General features: G+C 38.9%; 12 protein-coding genes. All 12 read right to left on the reverse strand.

The window, feature by feature from the left end; genetic code table 11:
- A partial coding sequence (locus ACZSMY_RS07475; protein WP_465147635.1) for a Cna B-type domain-containing protein occupies positions 1–7,596 on the reverse strand: 7,596 nt, incomplete at its 3' end.
- Positions 7,597–8,080: 484 nt separating this feature from the next.
- On the reverse strand, positions 8,081–11,125 hold the full coding sequence (locus ACZSMY_RS07480; protein WP_341172854.1) for a hybrid sensor histidine kinase/response regulator: 3,045 nt from the start codon (positions 11,123–11,125) through the stop codon (positions 8,081–8,083).
- Positions 11,126–11,153: 28 nt separating this feature from the next.
- Entirely contained in the window at positions 11,154–12,152 is a 999-nt protein-coding gene (locus ACZSMY_RS07485; RefSeq protein WP_052485029.1) for a response regulator, read from the reverse strand.
- A gap of 445 nt (positions 12,153–12,597) precedes the next feature.
- A complete protein-coding gene (locus ACZSMY_RS07490; protein ID WP_465147636.1) occupies positions 12,598–15,627 on the reverse strand; it encodes an ATP-binding protein in 3,030 nt (1,009 codons plus the stop codon).
- A 33-nt stretch (positions 15,628–15,660) separates the two neighbouring features.
- A complete protein-coding gene (locus ACZSMY_RS07495; protein ID WP_341172851.1) occupies positions 15,661–16,647 on the reverse strand; it encodes a response regulator in 987 nt (328 codons plus the stop codon).
- Between the two features lie 1,134 nt (positions 16,648–17,781).
- Positions 17,782–19,926 carry an ATP-dependent Clp protease ATP-binding subunit gene (locus ACZSMY_RS07500; protein WP_465147637.1) on the reverse strand — a complete coding sequence of 715 codons (2,145 nt, stop codon included), beginning with the start codon at positions 19,924–19,926 and terminating at the stop codon, positions 17,782–17,784.
- A 399-nt stretch (positions 19,927–20,325) separates the two neighbouring features.
- Positions 20,326–21,108, reverse strand: a complete 783-nt coding sequence (gene pdaA, locus ACZSMY_RS07505) for a delta-lactam-biosynthetic de-N-acetylase (protein WP_193065377.1) — start codon at positions 21,106–21,108, stop codon at positions 20,326–20,328.
- Positions 21,109–21,168: 60 nt separating this feature from the next.
- The gene (locus ACZSMY_RS07510; protein WP_042536167.1) at positions 21,169–22,476 is read right to left on the reverse strand and encodes a Na+/H+ antiporter family protein; all 1,308 of its coding nucleotides are present in this window, start codon (positions 22,474–22,476) and stop codon (positions 21,169–21,171) included.
- 128 nt (positions 22,477–22,604) lie between these two features.
- Positions 22,605–23,399, reverse strand: coding sequence for a YfkD family protein (locus tag ACZSMY_RS07515; RefSeq protein ID WP_465147638.1), 795 nt, complete (start codon positions 23,397–23,399; stop codon positions 22,605–22,607).
- A gap of 172 nt (positions 23,400–23,571) precedes the next feature.
- On the reverse strand, positions 23,572–24,258 hold the full coding sequence (locus tag ACZSMY_RS07520) for an amino acid ABC transporter permease (RefSeq protein ID WP_042533407.1): 687 nt from the start codon (positions 24,256–24,258) through the stop codon (positions 23,572–23,574).
- A 9-nt stretch (positions 24,259–24,267) separates the two neighbouring features.
- Positions 24,268–25,116, reverse strand: coding sequence for a transporter substrate-binding domain-containing protein (locus ACZSMY_RS07525; RefSeq protein ID WP_042533405.1), 849 nt, complete (start codon positions 25,114–25,116; stop codon positions 24,268–24,270).
- Positions 25,117–25,625: 509 nt separating this feature from the next.
- On the reverse strand, positions 25,626–26,441 hold the full coding sequence (locus tag ACZSMY_RS07530; RefSeq protein WP_042533403.1) for a YihY/virulence factor BrkB family protein: 816 nt from the start codon (positions 26,439–26,441) through the stop codon (positions 25,626–25,628).
- Positions 26,442–26,598: the final 157 nt, after the last annotated feature.

Genomic DNA, 26,598 nt, shown 5'->3' on the forward strand with positions numbered 1-26,598 from the left:
TGTTTCAGGATCTGTCGGTTCTTCTCCCGGCTCTCCTGGTGTTTCAGGATCTGTCGGCTCTTCTGATTCTGCTTTCACAAAACCAAAGTCTAATGTTGGATCATGTTCTCCGTCTTCTGTTAAATGTCGAGATATTGCAAACCATATAGATGAGTCAATTGAATTATCATTGCCCACTTCTTCCAAGGTTGGGACATATCCTTCCAAGGCTTCTGCGGATGCTTCACGATCAATTCGTACAATGTACGTTTTATCGATTGGCAGATTTTCAAAGATATAATATCCATTTTCATCTGTGGTTACTGGTCCTACTGGATTTCCGTAGACGTCTGTTACTGGATTTCCGTCTTTATCTTCAATCGTTAAGACGACTCCTGGGAGCGGAATATCCGTTTCGTCTTGCAGGCCGTCTTTGTTCACATCAATCCATACATAATCCCCTACACTTACTTTTGCCGGGCGATTAGTGATAGTGAATCCATCTGCCGCATTTCCTTCTACATTATCCGTTACATACCCGTTAACAGCTGCTTCTTCCACTGTATAGGTAATCTCTGCTCCAGCTGCAAATTTAGGCATATTTGTAAACTCAAATGTCCAACCCGTGTCCGCAGTGATTTCTGCTGAATCCACTTCTTCTCCATCTGCTAACAAACTAACAGTGATGGAATCTGGGCGTTGTTCAACATAATCATTGTCATCCCAGATTTTCGTTCCTTCTAAATCAATCAACTCTGGCTTATGCGTATTCGTAATGACGTAGCCGTCCTCCGCATTTCCAGTTGTTTCTGCCTCATAACCGTCAACGGCTGCTTCTTCCACCGTATACTCGATTAATTCGCCGTTTTTAAATTTATCCAAGCCCGTAAAATCTGATTGCCAGTTATTTAATTCATTCAATTCGATGAAATCTATTTCTTCCCCATCAGCTAGTAAATTCACTGTAATGGATGCCGGACGAATGCCATCCTGGTTTTCCGCATCCTCCCATGCTTTAGAAACATGAACACTGGTTTGTGCCGGTTCATGATGGTTGGTTAACAGGATATTTCCATGGTCGGCATCATTGACAGAGACTTCATAGCCTTCTGGCACAGATACTTCTTCTACGGTGTAGTTAATTTCTTCACCGCCATTTTGGTATGCATCCAGTTCAGACCATGTATGCATCCAGTCATTTTCTGCAGACAGAATAACCGTATCGCCAACTTCATTTTCCCCTGCATATAATTGAACCTCAATCTGTTCAGGGCGAATGCCGTCTTGGTTATCATTGTCGTTCCATCCTTTTGAAACAGTAACCGATGTTTGTTCTGGCGTGTAAGCATTAGTGACAGTCACACTGCCGTCATCACCGGTTTCCAGTTCGGTTGAATACTCCGCAACGGAATCTTCCGTCACACGATATCCAATTTCTTCTCCATTACGATTTTTCGGCAAATCTTCAAACGTATGGGTCCAACCGTTTTCTTCATTCAATTCAGCTGTTCCAACAATTTCCGATGCATCATTGATGACATTTACAGTCACGCTGTCTGGGCGGACCCCATCCTGATTCTCTGCATCATCCCATACTTTGGTAACAGGAATTTCAACTGTATCTGGTGTACGGTTGTTTGTAATCAACACGTTTCCATTAACTTTTTCTACAGTTGGCTCCTCATAACCTTCTGGGACATTTGTTTCTTCTGCCGTATAGTTGATTTCCTGACCGCCGTCTTGGTAAACATCTAATTCTGTCCAAGTATGCTTCCAATCATTTTCTGATGATAAGCGAACAGGTTTGTTAACAGGTTCTCCATCAGCGAATAATTGAACGGTTACATGTTCTGGTCGGACGCCATCTTGGTTATTGCCGTCATCCCATCCTTTCGTAACAGTCAAGGATGTTTGTTCTGGCGTGTAGCTGTTGGTAATGACAAATCCATCTGCTTGTTTTACAGCAGTTGCCCCGTAGCCTTCGATGGCATCTTCTGTAATACGGTATTGGATTGCTTTCCCATTATCATATTTCGGTAATCCTTCAAACACATGAGACCATTCGCCATTTTCATCTGCAGTTACTTCTGCTGTCTGGACAATTTCAGACTTTCCATTGATGACATGAAGCGTAATACTCTCTGGTCTGTTTCCATCTTGGTTATTGCCGTCATCCCATACTTTTGAAACTGGAATATCAATTAATTCCGGCTCATAGCTGTTGGTAATCGAAATTGCTCCGTGATTTTCGTCATTTATATCTGACTCATATCCTGCTGGAACATCGACTTCCTTCACTGTATAATCAATCGGTTTTCCGCCATCGCGATTCGCATCTAAACCAGACCATGTGTAGGACCAATTATCTGCTGCTGTAATGAGCACCTCATTTCCTAAGGCTTCTCCGTCTGCAAGCAATTGGACGCGAATGCTGTCTGGACGCTGACCGTCTTGATCATTTTTATCATTCCAGAATTTATTGACGGTAACAGAAGTCTGCTCTGGCGTATGTTCATTCGTTACAGTAAATGTTCCATTACCATTATTGGAAATAGAAGTGGAATAATCTTCTACTGTATCCTCTGCCACGCTGTACGCAATTTCTACGCCATCACGATATTTTGGTAAGTTCTCAAAAACATGTGACCAAATTCCATCGTCATCAGCTGTTATTTCTTCCGTTGCTACAACGTTAGAACGATCATCATAAAGATGAACCGTAATGCTTTCCGGTCGTGCTCCATCTTGGTTATTGGCATCTTCCCATGCTTTTTCTACTGTAATATCCGTCATTTCCGGCGAGTAACTGTTTGTGATGGTATAGCCATTTTCAGTACTTCCACTAACAGTACTTTCGTATCCAGCCGGCACATTTGATTCTGCAACAGTATAGTTAATCCGCTCTCCATTTTGGTATTCATCTAAACCGGCAAACGTAAATTCCCAATTATTAGTTTCATTCAAAATGATGAAGCGCTGTGTTGCTTCGCCATCTGCAAACAGACGTACTGTAATGCCGTCTGGGCGGGCGCCATCCTGGTTATTTGCATCTTCCCATACTTTTTCTACCGGGATATCTACCGTACCTGGTGTATAGCTGTTTGTGATAACAAATCCGTTTTCTGCATCTCCGGCAATATCACTCTCATACTGCTCTGGTACGTCTATTTCTACAACGGTATAAGTAATCTTATCTCCGCTATTATCCAGCTCCGGTAAATCTGTAAATGATCCTTGCCATTCATTTTCATTGCTTAGCGTGATATTTTCCGTATCAGTCTCCTCACCATTTGCAAATAATGCAACTTCAACGGATTCAGGACGATTGCCATCCTGGTTGTTCGCATCCTCCCAAGCTTTCTCCACTGGAATTTCAGTAGTTGGAGATACGAATTCATTTGTAATCGTTAATCCATCTTCGGAAACAGATTTTTCATAGTTTTCTGGGACAGTTACTTCATCGACCGTATAGTTATACTCATTACCCTCGATATCAGTTTTATCCAAGTCCGTCCATGTATATTCTGTTTCACCGTCTTCCAAGGTTACCGGATTTCCAACTGCTTCTCCATCTCTGGATAATTGCAGTTCAATGGATTCCGGGCGATGATTTTCGCCGCCTTGCCATTCTTTCGTGCCTGTTACATTAATTTTTTCCTTGGTGTTTTCGAAATTAACCTCATGAACGATTTCATTTTCACCATATGGCTCATCTACATTAATTTCGATTTCTTTATCGGATAACACGTAGCCATTTGGTGATTCAATTTCTACCAAGATATAGGTCCCTAAGAATAAGTTTCCTACTTCTAAAATACCATTCTCAGTAGTAAATTCGCCCATTAATACTCTCTCTTCATTTACAACTCGATATAATTCAAAAGTTGCTCCTGAAGATTTGATTACTTCTTCAGTAGCTGAATCAACTTTAGAAAGTTGGATAGCTCCACGATCTATTCGGAATTCTCCACCAACCCATGAAAATTGTCTTGCTGAGATTTCGTTTGTTTCTCTCGTTACTGTCTCAATTTCTTTCCCCTTAAGGTCTACTGTATTATTAACAGTTTGCCCATTTTCGGCAATAACGATAGTGGTATAAGTGATTGTTAGAGCTTCCGTTAAATCCTCATCAAAAGAGATATTTAAAATTGTTTGGCCATCTTCAGTAGTTTCTGTTTCAAGCGTATAACCAATCTCTTCACCACTACTTGTAACAATAGTCAAGCTGTCTTCTACAAATGACAGACCAGCACTAATTGTATCTGTAAGTGTTGCATCACTTATTCTTGAAAGGCTTTCATTAGCAGTGATTTTCCATTCAAGTTCTTCACCAATATAAACTTCGCTTACATCAGGCAGAACTTCTTTATTCAACACGTTATCCCATCTGTCATAATGCACAGATGAAGAATAAGGATATTCTACTTCTTCAGTTGTTACTTCCGCATGGTTTACATAATTTTCTTCTGAAATGTCTGGAACTCTTGTTTCAAACTGAATGACATATCTTTCAGTTACTTCACCATTAAAGTTAACAGTAAGTTCATTACCCTCAACTTCTACAGTATAATCATCATTAAGAGTTAATTCAGTATCAGTAATTGTTGTATTACCACCTGCATCTACTTCATAAACAGATACTGTGATACTGTCTTCAATGATTTCTCCGTCATAACCTAATGTATCAGTAACTGAAACATTTTCCCCAAGATTATGCTGATGATAGTTAAAGTACACTTGCCAAGCGATTCTTCTATCAGATGCATCGGACCAACTATCTGAATCAACAAGATTCCCTTCTTTAAAGCCACTATTCCAAGCATTTTCTATTACACGTTGGCTAGCATCGTCTTCTTCGTTAATTTCACGATTATTTTCCGTTGTTCCTTCAAAATGTGCGTGGTTTCTATAAAGACCAGCTTCATCTTCATTAGAATGAGGAATCAATGAATTTCCGTCTTCATCCACAAATTGCTCGTCATAAGAAGTAGTATAGTTCACTACTAATTCTGCTTTTTCTATTTCCCGATTGAATACAATTGTAAAGCCATTTTGGTATCCACCCTCAATTGGAGCAAGTGTATAATCTTCTCCTGAAACAAGATTTTCATTACCAAGAGTAATTTCAACTGTCCCTGGCAATAAGATTAGCCCATCATTTGTGAAGGTATCAGTAATGGTAAAACCTTCATTGATGTCTTCTCTCGTAGGATCGACATTTAAACGCCAATTAATTGTTTTCTCATTATAGTTAATTCCATCAAAACTCTTTTGATACGTATTTGCATGTGGACGGATTGTAGCATCTCTATCTTCGCCACCTTCACCAACACCGTCACCTTCCATACCTACAGTGTTTGTAAATGCATCCGCATTATTGAAATTATCAATACTAGTCGTATATTCAATTGTAATTGTTTCCGTACCAACATCTGGCAAATCAATTGTTAATAAGCCATCTTCTTCATCATGAGTCGCTCCAGGGAATTCATTACCATTTTCACCTGTAATTGTAATGTTTGTTAATGTTAATCCCTCTGGTAATTGGTCTGTTACGGTAACATCGCCCAATAGATGTTTTGCTTTGTTTACAGTAACTTTCCAAGTAACTGTACGATTTTCATAATCAATGTTGCCCGCTTCTACTTTCTCAAGAATCGGGCCTCTATCGAACTGAACTGTTGCGTCATCATCGTTCAATTCTTCATCACCATCAAAAAGAATGGCTGTATTTGTGAACCCATTATTCTCTTGGTATTCACCCTCATTAACTTCTGACCAATTAATTTCAGTCAGGTAAGTGATTGTATATGTTTGATCTGGGCTTACTTGACCTAATTCGATTGGGAAGTCATCAGCTTCGATACCAGAATCTCCACCATTTAAAGAGATATTAATAGATCCTGGAACAATTTTTAAACCGTCTGGTAATTGATCCTCAACCCTGGCATCATCAATAGACATACCATTTTCATTAACGATAATGGTCCATTCAATCTGGTCACCCGATTCTGAATCAACTCGATTTCCTTCTTTCTGGATCGGATTACTTCTTTCACCTCCAGAAACGGTTGCTTGTGCTTCCAAGTCAATATTATCACTTACAAATGTCGCATCATTGGTGAACTGTGCTACATTAATATCTTCAATTGACGTTGTATAATTGACCTGATACCCGCTTCTTCCATCGATAGAATCGAATGTCATTTCAAACCCATCGCCAGTAAGAGTTGGGGCGTTAAAATCGTCAATTGGATTTCCTACGATTTCATTACCATCCACATCGATAGTGATTTCTCTAACTTCAAAATCACGTGCTTCGCCAAGACCGTTTGGAATAACATCGGCCAGCATTCCATTCTCTATTGCCTCGTCAGCACCATTCACAATATTAACTGTCCAATAAACTTCTTTTGCATTGACAGGGCTATCCGTATGACCGGATTTATCTAAATCTGTATTAACTTCTGTCGGTGTAACTTGAACAGTTAAATCTCTTTCACCATCGCCATCAAAATCAATCTCTTGCTCCCATTCCTCAGTGAATATTTCTCGGTCAAAATTTAATTGGAAACCTACGTATCCATTTTGAACACTTTGATCCTCAATGTTCTCATCGAATGTAAAAATCAATTCACCATCATTAATGGTAAATGTTCCTACTTGGGTACCTTCTACCATTATAGGTTGATCTGGCGTATTTACCCAATGTAGAAATACATCTGGCAATGGCATAGATGCTGTATCTCCAGCTTGAATGGTTTCATCTGTTTCCCAGCTATATTGAACCTCATAAGTTCCATCAAAATCAACTTCATGACCGTCTTCAACATTTTCACCATCTAGTCTAAACCACTCAAAGGTAAAGATATTCCCTAACTCAGCCTGAGGTCCAACCTCAGATGCAGCAGAAGGCGCAATATTTTCTTCTTCAGCCGCTTCTTCCTCTACGGCTTCCTCGGTCCCTTCTTCTTCAGCCTCTTCTTCCTCTACAGCTTCTTCGGTTCCTTCTTCTTCAGCCGCTTCTTCCTCTACAGCTTCCTCGGTTCCTTCTTCTTCAGCCGCTTCTTCCTCTACAGCTTCCTCGGTCCCTTCTTCTTCAGCCACTTCTTCCTCTACAGCTTCTCCGGTCCCTTCTTCCGTTGACCCCTCTTCTACAGCTTCCTCAGTGGTCTCTTCTCCTTCAACAACTTCTTCTTCCTCTTCTAAAGGCAATTGCAGCTTCAATGTACCCTCAGCTTCTGAATGCTCCAGTGCCGATTCATTAAACGTGACACGAATTATATCTTCTGTTGTTTCAAAGGAGGCAATTTCCACCTCTTCCCCTTCCGAAGATATTGTGCCCTCCTGTTCGATTAATGCTACAGGAGAATTAAAATCTACAGGCTGGTTTACATCTTCTAAATCATAGTCTGCAAGCGACCAGTCTATATGTAGAAGCCAACCATCATCTTCCTCGGAAAAAGATCCTTCAGAAATGCTTTCAAAATCAAAGAACGTATCATTTTTGTTTTCTTCTGCATACGCCATTTGTATAGGTGCAATACCTGTTACAACGGACTGCATAACAAGAAGAAAAATCATAAATATACTGGCTCTTTTTGCTCTTCTCTTCAATTATTCCAGTCCTCCTTTTTTATTTAGTTTTTAATCACTGCTGGAATACGGAAAACCGACACCTCCTAATATCTCTGTATCTTTAAAATGATTTCTATTCTGCTGAAAAGCATAAAAGAACGTGTTCTAATAGATGAATAGATGATTGCTATTCACAAAAACGCTCTGACCTTAAACTTATTCAACTGACAGAAACATTTTAAAGTTTCATTTGACTGCACACTCATCCTCTAATCCGTACCATTTTTCTAGTATTCATGAAGTAAAATTTCAATTTATCCCGTTATATTAGAAATGAGCTTTTGTAGTCATTTTTATCATAACTTACGGAGTATACCCAGAAAATAGTATGTATATATACAAATTCTATACAGCCTGATAATCCAGAAATATACCAATATCTGTATGAAACTAACTAAAGATACCTTCCTTCTATTAAGCAGATAAAACACTTAATAAAAGGAAGGTTCCATGAATGTACATCTTATTCTGTTGGAGGCAAGTCCACCTCAAAAAATACTTTCAATCCTTGCTCCCTCAAGCTTACTATCTGCAGCCCCTTCCCAAAATGCTGATGCAATCGTTTATCCACATTAAAAATCCCAACACTTGATTTACTGTCAGATTCTCTGTTTAAAATGGTTTGCATTTCCGCTTCTTCTATACCTGCCCCATCATCCTCCACCGTAATCGTTGCTTTGTTTCGGGAGATATTTTTTATACATCTGATGGTGACGGTTCCTTTGCCCTGTTTGTTTCGAATACCATGCTGTACCGCATTTTCCACTAATGGCTGGATGGAAAGGAATGGAACATAGATCTCCTCTTCATCTTCCAGATCCCACTTCACCTGTAAAGCTTCGCCAAAGCGTACCTGTTCAATATACAAATAGGAGCGGACGATATTTAATTCTTCCTTCAAGGGGACCAGCTCTTTCATATGCTGAAATTGAAATTTACTTCTCAATAAATTACTTAATTCGTTCAGGAGTCTTCTCATTCCTTCTACGTCTAATTCGCTTAACGCCATAATAGAATTCAATGTATTAAATAAAAAATGCGGCTGTATCTGTGCCTGCAGCCAAGAGGTCTCCATCTGTACCTGCTTCTCGGCAACACGCTTCAATGTTACCAAAGAATCCATACGTGCTTTCAGTTCAACCGGTTCGACAGGCTTGGTGATATAATCATTTGCCCCGGCTAAAAAAGCTGCCTGTATATCCGTTGTTCCTCCGGTAAGCAGCAGGACAGGCAATTCTGTCAGAGAAAAGCGTTCCCGAATTATTCTGGTAAGCTCATATCCTGATATTTCCGGCATCATTACATCTGAAATAACGAGATCCCACTCCCGCTTTTTCATTTTTTCCACAGCCTGTTTAGCGCAGGAAACAAATACCGGCTGATATGCATCATCGGGAATAATCGCCTTTAAAGCCAACAAACTTGACGGATTATCATCGACAACCAGGACAGATGGCATCTGAGCATTCTTTTTGTTTGGCTGTACTGTTTGTTTCTTATCTTCTTTCGGCACCGGCTTTTCTACTGTGCTTTCAAAGGCCAATGCTGCCGCTTCTTTCCTTGCCAGTGCTAACGTGAATGTAAAGGTTGTCTTTTCTCCTTTTTTAGAAGAAACTTGGATTTTCCCGCCATGAAGTTCTACTAACTGTTTCGTAATATTTAATCCTAATCCAAAACCGCCTTCTGACATTTTATTTTCCGGGTGCCCCTGTTCATAAGGCTGAAAAATGCGCTTTTGAATCTCCTCGCTGATTCCGATGCCTGTATCTGTTACTTGAATTTCTGCGTCATATTCTTTGATAGAAGCAGAAACTGTGATTGAACCTTGATGGGTAAATTTAATAGCATTTCCTATCAGATTAAACAAAATTTGTTTCACCCTATTTTCATCTGCATATACCGGAGGAAAGTCTTTAGAAATCAGATTGACGATGGGCACATTCTTTAAATCGGATGAAAAACGCAATGCATCAATAATCCCTGTGATAATCGGATTCAATGCAATCACCTGTCGATTTAAACTTGGTTTATTAACCTGTAAGTTTCTAGTTTCCAATAAATCTGCCAGCAGCAGATTCATTTGCTGCCCTACGTTCAAGACGGTATTCAATTCCGTCATGCTCTGTTTGGACAAATTTGTTTCTTCCCTGTCCCGCACCGCCTTGGAAAGCAATAATATACTATTTAAAGGATTACGGAATTCATGAGATGTATTTGCCAGAAATTGATCTTTTTCCTCATTCACTTTTTTCAATCTCTCCGCTAAATCTTTTGTCTCCTTATGCTTTTGAAAATATCTCTGAAACCAGACAATCGTATAGCAGGTTACTGCCATTAACATATCAAACGGATAAAAAGTCAAATAAATACTTTTTCCTGACCATATATAATTCCATATCCCATGGTTGGAAATTGCAATAAACCCAAGGAGCATAAGATTTTTCGCCTTTGGATTATTCTTAAACATCAGAATAATCGAAGTGCTGGTAACAACTACAGTAAAAAAAGCAAATATATTATATATGGGGCGAAGCGCTAAAATTTGCGGCATAGGCAAAAAGATAGTGACCACAGCTAATACTGCCATCCCCCATTGAAAAAATGGAAAGATTTTATTCCAATAAGGCAGCTTTTGATGATCGGTACATTGAACCAATGCATAAAAAATGATTAAATACACCGTATGGATCATCCAAAATTCTAATTCATAATTCAAATTAAAAAATTGCTGCAGCAATTTTTCACCAGTATAAAACAAAAAACCTGAAAATAAACTAAAGGCCAGCAACGAGAAAGAAAGTACTTTTCTATCTCTTCCCCCAATAAAATAAATAATCAAGGTGTATACCGTATGCATGAACAGAATAGCTGCAATGACAACTTGTGAATAGTTTGTGAGCTGTACTTCTCTCGTAATCGTTTCATCTGTCCCAAACCGAAGCGAGAGATAAATACCGCCATCTCTGCTGTCGATAAAATTGGCAGCCTGAATGACAAGATCTATATTTCCATTTTCATCCGCTGAAAAAGTCACTGTTTTAGGCATAATATCCGCAACATACGCAGCTTCTGTTTCCGCCAACCGACCCGTCTCCGCTACTATCTGTCCATTCACATAGATTTCCGATGATGTACGGATGTTTGGTATGTATAATTTAAAATTCCGGTCATCCTCCGGCTGTACCCTTACCTGCAGCCTATAAGTCCCATAACCAAAAGGAGAGCCCAGATTATTCTTCCAGCCGTGGGGCACTTGAATTGTTTCCGGCACTTCAGCAGAGAAGACATCATCCTGCATCAAAAAATGCGAGGGATAAAACTCCCACTCCCCGTCCAACAGCATCGATTGCCCTTCTTCTACTTCCCATGAGCTTAAATCAAGCTTTCCTTCTTGAATATCGGGAGTTATATTTTCTTGAAATAACCCTGCCCAAATTAGACGCAAAACTGACAAACTGATTATACAGAGAATCACAAAAATTCCCGATCGGATAGTATCCCGCTTCATTTATATCAACTCTTTTTCATGGATATCTCTAAATCCATGATTTTTCTTTTACAATCTCTGCCGCTTCCGCATCAAAATCGGTTAAACCTTTTAATTTTGAAATATTGTAGGAGGACGATTTCTCATAACGATGCAGATATGCTGACAATCGAATGATAAGCTCCAGCCATAAATCTCTCAGTATTTTTCTCTCGCTAACAGCCCAAAGGTAATCAAGGCCGGCTAAATACTCGTCTTGATACGCGTCCAGTACTTTGAAGTACTGCTCGGTATTTATGTTCTCTTTTTTTAATAAATCATACGCTGCAAGCTTAAATTCTCGCGACTGAATCTGTACATCATAATCGATATCAATTTGATAAAATTCTTTTTGACTGATAATTTTAATAGGTGCGTCTATTTGCTGCATGACCTTTCTAATCTGATATACCGTTGTATACAACTGAGCATTCGCTTTCTCCCAGGGAAGGTTACTCCACAGCAAATCAATCAATTCACTTTTCCGGATAGTATCTTCATGATGATGAATAAAATAAGCAAATAATTCTTTTGCTTTGGACGTTCTCCATTTTATATCAATCCGCTTATTCCCTTGGTATATTTGCAAAGCTCCTAAATCCCTAAGGACGGTCGTCCGGTTTTCAACTGCTTTATCCTGATCTGTCATCTTTCTTTCAATTATCCGCTGTACAGTTATAGCTAAACGTTCCTGTTTTACAGGCTTTAATATGTAGTCTACTGCATTTAGTTCAAAAGCTTTAATCGCATAATTATCATATGCCGTAACAAAACCAATATGTAAGGAAGGATTGATGTTTAATAGCTGTTCCGCTAAGTCTGTGCCTTTCATAGCAGGCATATGTATATCTATAAATACAGCGTCTATTTGTTCAGTCTGAATATGTTGAATCAAGTCTTCTGGATTCATATATTTCCCTGAAACATGCACTCCTTCTATTTTACGCAACAGTAAATCCAAATATTGTAATGCCAAAGGTTCGTCATCAATAATAGCAATTTGAAGCATAGAATCTCCCCCTGATTATTTATCTTTTAGTATTTCTAGCATATATATATTCAAGGATACATGATGATAAATAGTAGCTATCTGATTTTTTTCTATACAAATTCTATACAAACGCCTGCGTTATCATCCATACTTCCAGTTGTCTTTCCCCTGCTTCAGCTTTCAAAATATGATTATGAAATTTTCTGTTATTTCAATAATATCCTATTACGCGATATAAATTTGCTTTTTATAGAAGTTTTATACCGGTATTAAATGGAATAAATAATTATTTATTGCTGTTTCCACTTTTCAAAATCCGAACATACGATAGGATGAGTAAATAAAGCTTCATCCGACAGGAATACTTTTCTTTCCGGACGAATGAAGCTCTTTTTTACTATTACCTTACTTATCAGGTACTTCTATTTCAATGAAGGCGGCAGAATACCCCACACTGAATATATTATATATCTATTTCAAAGGATACGCTCGTTCCCTTATTCAAAGAACTGATAATGGTTAATCCTTTCCCGTAATGCTGATGCAATCTTTTTTCTACGTTTAATACACCTACTCCTGATTCGCTATCCGATTCTCCTTTTAAAATGTTAGGAATGTCTGCTTCATCTATTCCTGCCCCGTCATCTGTTACGGTAATCACTGCTTTGGAGCGGGCAGGATCTTTTTGAAAGCTTATGGTCACCGTTCCTTTTCCCTGTCTGTTTCTAATTCCGTGCTGAACCGCATTCTCCACTAATGGCTGGATGGATAGAAAAGGTACATTGACTCCCTCCTGTTCATCCAGCTTCCATTTTACCTGCAAAGCTTCTCCAAAACGGACTTGCTCAATAAATAGATAAGAACGAACAATGTTTAATTCTTCTTCTAAAGGTATCAGATCCTTCATTTGCTGAAACCGAAATTTACTTCTCAAGAAATTGCTGAGTTCATCGAGAAGCTTGCGCATTGCCTCTACATCCCACTCACTCAAGGCCATAATCGAATTCAGTGTATTAAACAAGAAATGCGGCTGTATCTGAGCCTGCAGCCATGCGGTTTCTAATTGTAATTGCTGCTCAGCAACACGCTTCATTGTGATTAAAGAGTCCATCCGGGCTTTCAGCTCGACTGGCTCCACAGGTTTGGTAATATAATCATTTGCTCCGGCCAAGAAGGCCGCCTGAATATCAGTATTTCCTCCGGTCAGCAGCAGGACAGGGAGTTCTGTCAGGGTATAACGTTCTCTAATCATGCCGGTAAATTTATAGCCTGATATTTCCGGCATCATAATATCGGAAATGACTAAGTCCCAGTCCCGCTTCTTCAGTTCTTCGAGCGCTTGCTTCGCACTGGTCACCGTCATCGTATCGTATGCATCTTCTGATAAAATGGAGTTTAATGCTAATAAACTCGCCGGGTTATCATCAACCAGTAAAACTGCCGGAGTCTGACCGTCATGTAATCGTGTTAATTCAGCATCTGCCTTTTCCGGATACTTGACATCCGTTTGTTTCGTCTGATTAGATAGCTGTACAGCTGATTGCGGAGAGGCTAATTCTAAAGTAAACGTAAAAGTTGTTCCCTCCCCTTCTTTCGAGGAGACCCAAATACTTCCTCCATGAAGCTCAACCAGCTGTTTCGTAATACTTAATCCCAGCCCGAATCCGCCCTCCTGCATTCCACTTGTTGCATTATCCTGTTCATAAGGAAGAAACAACCGTTTTCGCATTTCTTCATTGATTCCAATACCTGTATCCGTCACATGGATTTCCGCATACTTTTCTTTTTTTGCTGCGGATATAATGACTTCTCCCTGACTCGTATATTTAACAGCGTTTCCTGCTAAATTAAATAAAATCTGCGTTACGCGATTTTCGTCCGCATAAACTGCTGGAAATTCCTTAGGTATCTTATTGACCATTTGCAGCTGCTTCATATCTGATGAAAGCTGTAATAAGTCCAGGACGCCGGTTGCAATAGGCTCCAGGGCAACTGCCTGCTTGTTCAACCGCGGTTTCGTACGATTTAAATTCCTCGCTTCCAGCAAATCTGTTAATAAAAGGTTCATTCGCTTTCCGACGTTCAATACCGTATGAAGTTCACTTACACTCCGCGTTGACAATACTGCTTTTTCCCTATCCATGACAGCCTTAGAAAGCAGCATGATACTATTTAAAGGATTGCGGAACTCATGAGAAGTATTCGCCAGAAATTGATCTTTTTCTTGATTCATCCGCTGTAAGCTGGACGCCAATTCTTTTGTTTCTTCATGCATTTGAAAATACCCTTTAAACCAGACAATGATATAGCATACGACCGCAACAATCAGATCAAATGGATAAAACGTTAAATAAACACTTTGTTCCCTCCATGTTAAATCCCATATATAATGATGAACGACAGCAAAAAAACTAAGTACAAGGAACATATTCGTTGCAGGATTCTGTCTATACAGCCGGACTATAGAGCAAAATGTAACGATAATAACTATAAAAGCAAATAGATAATAAACAGGAAATAAAAATAGAATCTGCGGTATGGATAAAAATAAGGTTATTCCCATCATGGTAAATATACTCCATTTATAAAAAGGAAATATCCTTTTCCAATATGGCAGCTCCAGATGATTGGTACATTGCAGCAAAGCATAACACCCCAGCAGAAGCAAGGTATTCGCTATGCGAAAATCGAAATCATAAGGTATATTGAAAAACTGGTGAATCAGTTTATCTCCATTACTTAAAAGAGATGTCATAATCATGCAGAACATCAACATAGAAAAATACAATAGATACTTATCTCGATTTCTTATCAGATATAAAATGAAGGTATATACTGCATGAATTAAAAAGATAACAATGATGCTGATTTGAAAATAACTGGACAGCTGCGTTCCGCTTGAGATAGCCTGCTCTGTCCCAAATCTCACAGAACGAATAATACCGCTGCTTCTGATATCTTTATAGTTGGCTGCTTGAATAACGATATCGATAATACCTTCTTCATCTGCTGTAAAAACGACTCTCTGCGGTAAATTTTTTGCAGTATATTGTTCTTCTTCTGCAGCTATCTCCCCCGATGATGCCAGTTTCCTTCCGTTAACATAGATCTCCGATGAACTGCGAATACTTGGTATGTATAATCCATAATTTTGTTCTGCATCACGATCCACTTTTATTTGCAGTCGGTAGCTGCCATATCCATAGGAAGAACCTAGTATATCATTCCATCCTCTGGGGACTTCTATAATATCTGATTCCCCCTGCACCGAGCTCTCCTCCATAATAAAGCGGGAAGGGTAAAACTCCCACTCTCCATCTAAAACCAGTGTTTCTTCCTCTCCCGGATCCCAAGTTTGGATATCAAGCATCCCATTTTGAATATCGGGCTGTACCTCCTCTTGAAAAAGCCCCGTCCAAATCAAACGGAAAGCAGATAAACAAAGCATAAAAACAAGCAAAATAACTGTCAGCTGAATCGCATTTTTTTTCATTCTTCTCCACTCTTCCAGTTCCATTTTCTAATGCTATAGTTTTTCATTTACTAATATTCGAGCTTCTTCGTCAAAGCTTACCAGTGCACTTATTTGAGAAATATTACGAGATGAAGGAGACTTATTTTGAAGAGTATCCTTTATCAGATTATCTACGATCTGCAGCCAAATGTTCCTTATCTCCTTTCTTTCTTCCAAAATCCAATCCGATTCTATCCCTTGCAGATAATCCCCTTGATATGTTTCTAATAATTTCATATGTGCTTTAACTGATATATCATTCTCCTGCAAGGCTCTCCATGCTGCTTGTTTCCAGCCAATAGATTGAATAACCACTTCTTCTCCTAAAGTTATTTCATAAGATTCCTCCTGACTGACTATCTTAATCGGGAATCCCATTTGCTGAATTACCTTTCTTATTTGATACACGGTGGAATACAATTGTGAATTGGCCTTTTCCCAGGAGAGGTGCGCCCACATGAAATCTATCAATTCTTCCTTTCGAATGGTATTTCTATGGTTTTGAAGAAAATAAAAAAATAGCTCCTTTGCTTTCGACGTTCTCCACTTTACTTCTATCGGGCTCTCTTCCTTATAAAATCGAACTGCACCCAGGTTTTTGATATGATACGCTGCCTTTAGCGGGGTTTTATGTAATATTTCATCCTTCTCTTTGATGCGTTCAATGGTCAATTGCAGCCTTTCTAACTGTACCGGCTTCAAAATATAATCTAACGCATTCAGTTCAAATGCTCTGACTGCATACTCATTATAGGCTGTGACAAAAGCAATATTTAGAACGGGCTTGATATTTAACAGCTGTTCAGCTAAATCGATTCCTTGTATATCAGGCATATGAATATCCATCAATACGGCATCTACATCCTCCGTTTGAACATGATTTATTAACTCTGTCGCATTGTTAAATTTACCGGTAACCTGTACTCCTGCTATTTTATTTAAGAGAAAATCCAAATACTGCAACGCCAATGGTTCATCATCAATGATACAAATCTTCACGCTTTCATCTCCATCCGTTTTTATCGTATACATAATATTAGAAAAACTTCCATTGCGGTTAAAGCGAGTTTGAAAACATCTTTTTGCTTTTTATACAGATGCTATCTGGTGATAAACGATTCTATTGCTTTGATTTTCAAAAACTGGTCCTTATTCTTTTTATACCATATATTGCACAAAAAAACCTTACTTTCTTACACATTTTAATTCTTTTATACAGCGGGATCGTCAGCTTTAAAGCAGGAGGTTAATTTTTCTCGAAATATTATACACTCAACTTTCGCATCTTAAAAAGTTAACTTCCTTTCCGTAGAAATAGGAGTTGATTTTTTCTTTGGCAACTCCCTTAATAAAGTAATAAGAGGTGTAGTGTAAAATACCGCTGCGGCGGACCGTTTTGCTTTCCTAGGGGCACGCTCTTCAGCTAACTTTTGCCAAGAAGATCGCTTGGCAAAAGTGGATCTTCAGATGGTGCTGATCCCTCAGGAGTCAAAACGGTCCGCCTCCGCCAGTAAGGTGTTCTATACGTGAAATAGCTGAACAAACAAAAGATTGTTCAGACAGTTCAGATGGAAGAGATTTTTTATGGTGCATGGTAAAATGTTCAGCAATGATTACTTTTTGTGCATGAAAGCTATTCTTGATGTTAATTATTCATGCTGTCATCATTCGAACTGCTAAACCAACCATTTGAAATAACGTAATGATCGTGTCATCAAGTGATAGAGATACTATTTCATCCAAATCAACAGGATGTTATTTCTTATATTCGCTGTAGAATCCTAACTAAGCGGAGGCCAACCACGGAGACTCCTATGGGAACAGGGCGAGCTGAAGATTCACTTGAAAAGCGGTCTTCTTTTCAAGTTAGCTGAAGCCGTGCCTATGGAAAGCGGAGTGGTTGGTCGGAGCGGAGCTATGCACAATCAACAATTCCAAAATGGCCGGATATGTAGCCAAAAGCAAGCATGCTACTGGAGAACATGTTCACCCTGAAATAGCAAGATATATATGTATTCTTAGGTGGGAAAGTGAGTTATACATAAAAAAAGACCAGCTAACGCAATCAATGAGTCAGCTGATCTATTTTATGCTTTATTTTATTTGATATGCCTAATACCATTTCACCTTATATTAAGATGCATTGGAAACAACAATTTCTTCGTCTTCAACATCCACATGAATGTCTGTTATATCTTCTCCTTCAAGAATCAAATCTGTTAATTGATCCTCTACTTTATCCTGGATAACACGACGTAATGGACGTGCGCCAAAGCGTGCATCATATCCTAATTGAACAAGACGTTCTTTTGCTGCATCAGAGATAGTGATGGTAATTTTATTTTCCTTCATGGTTGCTTCTAAATCATGCAGCATAAGGTCTACAATTTGCAGTAAATCTTTTTCTTTTAATTCATTGAAGTTTACAATCGCATCGAAACGGTTCAAGAATTCAGGTTTGAAATAGGTGCTTAAGTTTTCCATTGTCGCAACAGATTCATGTGTTTTCGCATTAAACCCGACACTTACTTTTTTCTCACCAGTTCCAGCATTACTTGTCATAATGATAACCGTATCCTTAAAGCTTACTCTTCTGCCGTGAGAATCGGTTAAATGACCGTCCTCCATGATTTGCAGGAACGTATTTTGCACATCTGGATGTGCTTTTTCAATTTCGTCCAGCAACAGAATAGAATATGGGTTTCTGCGGATGCGTTCGGTCAGCTGTCCAGCTTCTTCATGACCGACATATCCTGGCGGTGAACCGATAATTTTAGACACCGCGTGTTTTTCCATATACTCACTCATATCCAGACGAACCAGCGCATCTCTCGTACCAAACATTTGCTCAGCCAGTACCTTCGTCAACTCTGTCTTACCAACACCGGTAGGACCGACAAATAGGAAGGAACCGATTGGACGCTCTTTTGCTTTTAATCCGGCACGGCTGCGGCGGATGGATTTCGCAACTTTCTCTACTGCTTCTTCCTGTCCGATAACTTTGGAACGAAGATCGTCAGCTAAGTTTTTCATTTTTTCTTTTTCATCTTTTTGCATTTTCGTTACAGGTATACCTGTTTTTTCTTCTACAATTAATTGAATATCAGAAACGTCTACATCCAGTGTTTTCTCGCCGTCTTCAACTTTTTCCAATTGTTTTTGTAATTGGATTTCTTGATAACGGAGATTTGCAGCACGCTCATATTCTTCTTTTTCGGCTGCTTCCTGTTTTTGTTTCACTACTTCATCTAAGCGCTCTTGCAAGGAATCAGAATCTTTCTGAGCGTTAGCAAGATTTAATCTGGAACCGACCTCATCCATTAAGTCAATTGCTTTATCCGGCAGGAAGCGGTCTTGGATATACCGGTTGGATAAACCGACAAATGCTTCAACGACTTCATCAGAATAGCGGACTTCATGGAATTTTTCATAACGGTCCTTGATACCTTTTAATATTTTCACTGCATCCTCTAAGGATGGTTCTTTTACGATAATCGGCTGCAGACGTCTTTCCAGCGCCGCATCCTTTTCAATCTGGCGATATTCTTTCAATGTTGTTGCGCCAATTACTTGCAGGTCACCGCGTGCAAGAGCTGGCTTCAAGATATTGCCTGCATCCATTTGTGAGCTTTCTGCAGTACCTGCTCCAACAAGCAAATGGATTTCATCGATAAATACAATCACGTCGTTACGCTCTTGCAGCTCAGCAATCAATTTATTCATCCGCTCTTCAAATTGACCGCGGATACCAGTGTTTGCGACTAAAGAAGCGACATCCAGCAAGTAGATTTCCTTGTTCATTAATTTAGCAGGAACATTTCCTTCTACAATATTTACAGCCAGTCCCTCTGCTATCGCTGTTTTACCAACACCTGGTTCACCGATTAATACCGGATTGTTTTTATTTCTTCTATTTATTGTTTCGATAACTCGTTTAATTTCTTTATCTCTGCCAATGACAGGATCAATCTTTCCTGCTCGTGCTTGATCAGTAATATTTTTTGCTAACTGATCAATCAAGCCATTTCCATTGTTTGATTTTTGTTGTGTTCTCGTGCGTGCGTTTGCACCACTTTGCTGATTTCCTTGGAAAAAGTTGTTGGCAAATGATTGATCCATATTGCCAAATGGAGAATTAGAGAAAAAGTCGCTGTTCATCATATTTCCTTGTATTTCTTGTAAACATTCATGGCAAAGATGCACTTCCATACGCTGTCCATTCATTTGCATTTGTGCATTAATCGTTGCCTCATTTTGTCCACAGTTTTGACATTTCATTTCTCATTCCTCCTTATAACTTAGTCAGATAGCCTATTTATTCGTTGTTTTGACTTTGACTATCTTTGACTATATTTACATTATACTCTGACCTTCTTTGACTTTCAAGTGTTTTAGTCAAATTTTTTTACTTTTTTTTGACCTTTATCTTTTATGCTAGTTTACATATAGGCTAACCCCTTAGCCCGCAAGAGATTTAACAGCTTATATATTCGTCTGATTTTTGGCCAAAGAGGTCAACACACACAAATTTCTTATAAAAAGAAGACTTTTTCTTTTCCATAAGGATGATTTGTTTTTGAAGTATATCAAAAAAACTGTCCTTTTAGAAGCGTAACGGTTTATCAGAATTGTTTCTTCTGACTTTCATCCGTTTCTTCTATATAAGGACAGTTCAACTTAATAAGGAAACTGTTTTGGCAATTGCTTGCTTAGCCATAAATCGTCTAAACTTTTAAATTGGTACCCTTCTTTCTTTAAATCCTGAATGACTTTTTCCAAAGCGGTTGCATTATCACTGGAAACTGCGTGAAGTAAGATAATGGCTCCTGGATGTATCTGCTTCATAATTTCATCGTAAGCATAATCTGCACCTTTTTGTGAGTTGGTTTCCCAATCTTTAAAGGCTAATGACCAAAATACATGGACAAGCCCTAGCTCTGTTGACCATTTTAATGTATCTGTACTAAAGGTTCCCCGGGGCGGCCTGACATAAATTAATTCATCCTGATCACTGACCTCTGCAACGGCCTGCTCTAAATCCTGCAGTTCTTTGTTAATGGCTTCCTTATCCATCACGGTAAAGTCCGGATGGTGATAGGAATGGTTGCCAATAATATGTCCTTCATCGACCATCCTTTTGACCAGTTCAGGCTCACTCTCTACATAATGCCCTGTCACAAAAAAAGCGGCAGGAACCTCTTCCTGCTTTAATACATCTAATATTTCCGGCGTAAACCCTTGCTCATAGCCATTATCAAATGTCAGATAAAGGTTTTTATCACCGGAATCGTCCACATAAAAAGCATTGTATTTATCCAATACCTCCTGATAAGAGCCAATTTGAGGCGGTGTATGATTGGAGTTCTTTTGATATCCCCATCCGTATGCGTAGCCGGTATTCATTGGAAATACGCATAAGAAAAAGGCAAGTGAAAGCAGCAAAGTGATTGTTCTTTTCATTTCAAGTTCACCTACTTTTTTCTCTTACCTTTTCCTTTATAACTTCATTTTATTCACTTTTTAAAGAACCATTGCAGCAATCCATCCGAAAATAAATAAGGGAATATTATAATGGATGAAGGTTGGCACGCATGTATCCCAAATATGGTCATGTTTTCCGTCCGCATTGAGTCCGGAAGTTGGTCCAAGCGTACTGTCTGAAGCTGGCGAACCGGCATCTCCCAATGCTCCGGCTGTACCGACTAAAGCTGCTGTTGCTAAAGGCGAAAAGCCAGTTGCCAAACAGATAGGAACAAATAGAGCAGCAACAATCGGGATTGTTCCGAATGATGTCCCGATACCAATCGTAATAACCAGACCCAGCAGTAACAGAACAAATGCAATTAACGGCTTATTATTTCCTAATGCAGAAACAGATACCTCCACTAATTCCGATACAGCTCCTGTTTCCTGTAAAACATTTGCAAAACCGGCAGCTGCAAAAATGATAAAAGAAATCATCCCCATCATGGAGATTCCTCCTGCCATCACAGAATCCAGTTTTTTAAATGGCAATGCTACCAGAACGAACATAGCAATAATCCCCGTCAATGCTCCCAGAATCAAATCTTGCGTTATAATTTGAACGATAAGTGCCGATATAATAGCAATAATCGTCATTACATGCTGTTTGCCGAAAGTGATTTCTTCGACCAGATCTTCTGTTTTTATTTTTTCTTCCTTCATTGAATCTTTAGATGCTTTATCTTTTCTATAAGTAAATAGAATACCGATTAAAAGTCCAACAATCATTCCAGAACCGGGAATAAGCATAGATAAGGTTACTTCATATAAAGTAATTTCTCCCCCATTGGAGTTTAGGCCATCCAAAATCAATCTTTGGAAAAGTAAACCAAAACCGGCCGGAATCATCACATAAGGTGCTTTCAAACCAAATGTCAGAGCCAATGCTACAGCCCGGCGATCCATCCGCATTTGATCAAATACTTTTAACAGGGGAGGAATCAATATAGGAATAAAAGCGATATGAACCGGCACCGCATTTTGTGATAAACACGCAACACCAGCTAATGCAAAGAGCATCATTGTTTTCTTCCCTGTTAATACACGAATAATAAAATTCACTAAAATTTTTGTAATCCCTGTATAACTGATAGCCACTGCAAAAGCTCCTAACAATATATAGCTTAATGCTGTATTTGCAGAGTTCCCCATACCAGCTACCAGCAATTCAACAGAATCTGCAAATCCTAACCCGGACATTAACCCGGCAGCAATTGTTGAAATTAAAATAGATAAAATAACATTAACCTTTAATAAACATAAAACAGTCATTAATAGGACTGCTGAAAGAACAACCCATTCCATTTTTCTTCCCCCAATAATCATCACATTTCTCTTTAATACTTTACCATAATAAAGCAATAAAGATTAAATTGCAATATATTTTTGCTGAATATGTAAAAAGGACTGTCTTTTCGACAATCCTTTGACGTTTATTTCACTTTAAAGGAGAAAGATAAATAATCCTGTACAGGGATCCAAGCTCCTATTCCTTGCTTAGTTACATTCTTAATTTGAATGGTTTTATTGGATCCTTTTAATTCAATATATACTTCCCCGAATGTCACCTGCCCTTTCTCATTAACGGCCGGCGCATAAGCATCCAGTATTCCATACTTTTCCATTGGGATATTATACGAATTAGTTAATTTTGTATTATGACCGATAACGGCCTGATACGAAAGAGGAAGCTTTGTATTTTCGCTGGCTTTTAACAGCATCATCGTTTTTATTTGTTCCGGATTACTTATTTTACTGGTCAGGGCGCCATTTATTTCTTTTTCTTCCTGCTGATAATAGCTCATCTCCTGGGCTTTCTCACCGCCGACATTATTCATTTCATTTTTATTGATATGCTGGTATTCCCAATTAATATTTGATTCCGCAGATTGATAATTGATTGGCCACCTTCCCAGATAAACCATACCGCGATATCCAATTGCTATAGGAGATGGTTTGATACTGCTTTCATTCAAAATCTTAATCAGCTCCGGATTTTCGATTGGAATGCCGACGTCTTCGATCAACTCTTTCGTTAACTTGCTTGGTTCAATAATCTCCTGGTCTTCTGTTGAATTCGGAAATGTGTTTTCTTTTGAGATATCCAATACATGGCTGGGTATATTCAATCCTTCTTTTATTTCTTCAGCAAAGCTGCTGATCGGCATCAAAAGCCAGGTTAAACATAAAAGAAGTGTAAAAAAATAAGCACGATTGCATTTTTTCATTCCCGTACCTTCCTTTCTTTTTGTTTTATTTTTTCTGAAAGGAGGGAAACTATACACGAGAAGCCTTGAGACTTTTTGGAAATTATAAAGCAAGCGGAGCAATGTAAAAAAAGAGACACCGGAATGTCTCTTTTTTACCTTTTGTTAGATTCTGTTATTTCATGCAATACACTTATTTTACAAATACACTATATTTTTTCTCTAAACGATCCTGCAGCATGCCGATTAAAATACATACCGGCCAATAAATAAGCGCCACCAGCACGTACATGGTCATTGCATCAAATTCTCTTCCAGCGACAATTTGCGCTTTTTGAAATAACTCAGGCACTGTAATCACTGCTGTCAAAGACGTCGCCTTCACAATATCCATAAAAACGTTTGTTAAAGGCGGAATGGCAATTCGTGTAGCCTGGGGCAGTATAATCTTACGCAGTGTCAGCCAATAAGACATATTCAACGCCCGTGAAGACTCCCATTGTCCTTTTTCCACACTATTTAATGCCGATCTGTCGATTTCTGCAATATATGCGGCACTATTCAGACCTAATCCAATAATTGCCGCATGGACAGCGACAAGCTGAATTCCAGCAGAGGGTAAACCCAGATAGAGGATATATAAAAAAACAATAATTGGTGTTCCCCGCATAAAGGATATATATAGTCTGGCCGGCCATCTCAGGAAAATATTTTTAGAGCCTCTTGCCAAAGCTAACAACAGCCCCAAAACAAGTCCAATCAGCATACTGCCGATGGAAATCAGTAATGTTATCGGCAGCCCGCCAAGAACAAATGGCAGGCTCTCCCAAGCTAATTGAACATCAAAAAAACCGCCAAAATCAATATTGGTTATATTCATTTTAAACCTCTAAAAATCCAGACCTTCTACAATTTCGACTTCTACATCCGGTTCTTGTGAAGCATCTTCTTCGTAAAATTCTTTGGCCAGTTCACTTAATGTTCCGTCTTCACGCATATCATTTAAAGCACCATTCATTTCCTCCTGAAGCGTTGTAGATTCTTTTGGCATCATAAGAGCCTGCTCCGTCGGATTAAATTTTAAGGTTGGGTGCAAGTGCAAATCAAAATCAGGAAATGCTGCTACCCCAAATTTAGTTAAATAATAATCGTTTAATACTAAATCCGTTCTGGCTGTACTGATATCACTTAGATAAGCTTCATTCGGAGCATTGCCATAGGTTACCACTTCTGCTCCATAATGTTCTGCAATTTGGCTGTAGATAGTCGAGGCTGCCCCGCCGGCTTTTTTACCCTCTAAGTCTTCCAATGTTTCTATTCCTGAATTATCCGATTCTCTGACTGCTGCGACAATGTACGAATATTTATATGGATCCGTAAATCCAAATTTTTCTTGATTGGTTTCTGTGATCGTAGCATCATTTGCTCCTACATCAATTCTGCCGCTATTGATTGCGGTTGCTAAATCATCCGCTCCCATGATTTCAAATGATACCTCTAAATCTAAGCGCTCCCCAATTTCTCTCATAATCTCTACGGTATAGCCTGTCAACTCATCATTTTCATCGTAGTAGGATGCACCAATCAATGTTCCAGAAGTCCCTGCTACAATTTCCCCTTTTTCCTGTATGCTCTCCCAATGTTCATCTGTTCCCTCTTCCTGGTCTGCAGACCCGCAAGCAGCCAGCAACAATGTCGCTAGAAAAATAAAGCTAAAAACAAATATGTTCTTTCTCATTCGAAACCCTCCCTGTATTATACTTTTTGCATAAAATCAGTATAACAAAGAAAGATTTGTATGAAAACACTTTAGTATCCTGTTTAGGCTTTTCAATTTATTATATTAGTACAGAAATAAATCGGAGGCACATGCTTTTTAATTTCATTCTTTTAAAAACCAAGAATACCACTTGGTCTTTAAAACATCGGTGTTCTTGCCATGGAGATGTCCGCTGCGGGAAGTCGCTTTCCGCGGGGCATAAGTGCGATTATGCTTCTGTCTGCGCCTCACGACTTGCCAATCAGCAAGTCTTCTGTAAAGGAGATGAGCTCGGGGCCCATGGAATGCGTAGTGTCTTTCTGGGGCCTAAGATTACTCACCCAACCATAACCCGTCGCAGCGGTCGCATTAACCTGACAACATTGAAGATTACTCACCCCATGAAACCCGTTAGAGCCCTATATTCAGCATTTTTATGCTTTCCTATCCTAAAAAAAGAAACGGCAAGCTGACTCACCGTTTCTTTATTAATCTCTTTTCCAATTTAGAAGGGCTGCATTAAAAATACCGCCAATAATAATAATGATTCCAAATAAATAAAACCAAATCAATAAAATAATGATAGTACCTAAGCTGCCATAGGTAGCAGAAAAATTCCCCAGGTTATGTACATAAAAGGAAAATCCCCAGGAAACCAGCTGCCACGCAAGCGTTGCAAATGCAGTGCCCCAGACAACCTGTGAAAATTTGAGACTCCGGTTAGGTGCCAGCTTATACAAAAAGAGCAGTACAATAAAGAAGATAAAAGAAGACACAACCCAGCGCAAGGTTCCCCATGCTGCTAAAAAAGATTCTGTAAAACCAATCCATGAAAAGAGATACGTGCCAATCATTTTTCCGAAAACCGGAAGCAGTAAGGCTAAAATAATAATTAAAACCATCCCTATAGTAAGTACCATCGCCACAAGCCGTGAAACGATAAATGACCGGTCTGTTTTTATCCCGTAAGCGTAATTAAATGCTCTTGTAATTGCATTGACCCCGTTGGATGCTGCCCATAATGTTCCAATAATACTGATGGAAAGCAGTCCGCTGTTTTGAACAGTTAATGATTGCAGATTTGTTGTAATCAGCCCCATCACCTGTTCCGGTGCAAAATCACCAATTGTTTCTAAAATTAAATCCATATCAATTGGCAAATACGGAATCAAATTAAGTAAGAAGATTAAAAAAGGGAATAAAGACAAAATAAAGAAGTAAGCAAGCTGAGCTGCTAGTCCAAACACATCCACTTCTCCATAATGCCTCCAAAAATATTTACCCACACTCTGCAGATTTCGAATATTTTTCTACCTCCCCTTCCCACTTTGAAGACGGCTTGTTCAAAAAAGGAGAAGGCCGATGCTACCAAAGATAAACATTCCTTTTTTTAACTTTCACTTTAAGGGGATGTCCAAAAATCCCAATACAAATGCCACGGCAAATTTCTGCGTTGCTGGA

It is taken from the genome of Oceanobacillus sp. B139/18 (genome assembly GCF_055524595.1).

Coding starts and splice junctions, on each gene's coding strand:
- pdaA (WP_193065377.1), bottom strand. CDS start 21,108: ATGAAAAGAACAATCACTTTGCTGCTTTCACTTGCCTTTTTCTTATGC.
- ACZSMY_RS07525 (WP_042533405.1), bottom strand. CDS start 25,116: ATGAGAAAGAACATATTTGTTTTTAGCTTTATTTTTCTAGCGACATTG.
- ACZSMY_RS07480 (WP_341172854.1), bottom strand. CDS start 11,125: ATGAAGCGGGATACTATCCGATCGGGAATTTTTGTGATTCTCTGTATA.
- ACZSMY_RS07515 (WP_465147638.1), bottom strand. CDS start 23,399: ATGAAAAAATGCAATCGTGCTTATTTTTTTACACTTCTTTTATGTTTA.
- ACZSMY_RS07500 (WP_465147637.1), bottom strand. CDS start 19,926: ATGAAATGTCAAAACTGTGGACAAAATGAGGCAACGATTAATGCACAA.
- ACZSMY_RS07485 (WP_052485029.1), bottom strand. CDS start 12,152: ATGCTTCAAATTGCTATTATTGATGACGAACCTTTGGCATTACAATAT.
- ACZSMY_RS07510 (WP_042536167.1), bottom strand. CDS start 22,476: ATGGAATGGGTTGTTCTTTCAGCAGTCCTATTAATGACTGTTTTATGT.
- ACZSMY_RS07520 (WP_042533407.1), bottom strand. CDS start 24,258: ATGAATATAACCAATATTGATTTTGGCGGTTTTTTTGATGTTCAATTA.
- ACZSMY_RS07490 (WP_465147636.1), bottom strand. CDS start 15,627: ATGAAAAAAAATGCGATTCAGCTGACAGTTATTTTGCTTGTTTTTATG.